Below are 1,213 nucleotides of genomic sequence, written 5' to 3'. Positions count from 1 at the left end.
CTTGACCGACTTTCGGTAAAATACTCCATACGCTTTGCGCTAATCCGTAATTCACGCCCATGACGGAAGCCACCTCTAATCCTTGTTTTAACGACTGCGCCTGTTTCATATCATAGGAGTCGTTCAACACATTCTGGCTATTTAAGTAATTTTTTAACGTACTATCATCTCGTTTGATAACGTGAGAAAAATCCCACTGATATAAATTTTCAATCGGTATATCATAAGAAGCCGCAATCACTTTTAATTCGCGATCTAAGTATGCCTTCTGCGCTTCCGTCAGTTTTTCCGGTTCGGTTTGATATAAGTAAAGCAATCGGTCAATCTCTGTGTCTTTTGTCAATAATGCGGAAACCTGTTCTTGCTTGTATTTTGGTAACATCCCTTTTGAGCGATATTCTTCAGTTATATCATAGACTTGCTTATCCTCTTGACGACTTAGCAAATTATTCTCCACCGCCCGTTTCCCAATCTCCGCCGCACTCACCGCACTTTGTGTGCTGTCGCTTGTTACTATACCGGCTAAGCCCGCCGTCACCTGGCTTAAGGTGGCCACTACCTGTTTTTGGTCGTCGGTGAGTTTACTTGGGTCAGTGTGATAAAGTTGTTCGGTGATGAGTTTTGCCGCCACTTCGCTTGTGACTGCTCCAGCCGCACCTGCTGCCGCATGATTACCGGTGGCATAGGCTTCCAACGCGCCGAGCATAGCATGCGCCATTAAGTTGGCGGTAGTGTTCACCTGGCCGCTTTCGTCGGTGGTGTAGGTTTTAATAAGGTTATTGGCGTACGGCGATAAGCCGTTTGCCCATGCCGCGTTTTGATTGCCCGTCGCCAGGCCCTGCAACACGCCGGTGACGGCACGTACTGCCATCTGATAATCGCCGCCTTTGCCATAAGTAGCGATGATTTGCTCCGACTGACTTTTAATCTGCCGTGCCTCGGCTTTTTCCACCACCGTGGCGTTTTGGTTATTTAGCACCGCTTCTGCTTGCTGTCGGTTAGCCTCCGCGTCTATCACTTTCGGTGTCCACTCACTATCGATTTGATTTTGGCTGACGTCGCCGATAAGCTGCGCGGTTTCCAGGCGGTCTTCGTACTCCGCTTTGTCGTACCGTTGCACGTTGGCGTTGCTGTGAGCCGTATCACGTGAAAGTGCGGTCGGAATTTCATGCGTTTTTATCTCAAGCGCGATATTGTCGCCAATCGCACTGCG

1 protein-coding gene is annotated in these 1,213 nt (G+C 48.8%); it reads right to left on the bottom strand.

The window, feature by feature from the left end; genetic code table 11:
• The coding region (locus P7M01_RS10365) for a VENN motif pre-toxin domain-containing protein (RefSeq protein ID WP_317486342.1) at positions 1-1,213 on the bottom strand (1,213 nt) is incomplete at both ends.

Origin of the sequence: Exercitatus varius, from assembly GCF_029577735.1 — a bacterium.
Lineage (GTDB): Bacteria > Pseudomonadota > Gammaproteobacteria > Enterobacterales > Pasteurellaceae > Exercitatus > Exercitatus varius.
Note: the sequence above shows the minus strand (reverse complement) of the source record. Positions and strands in the feature narration are given on the sequence as shown.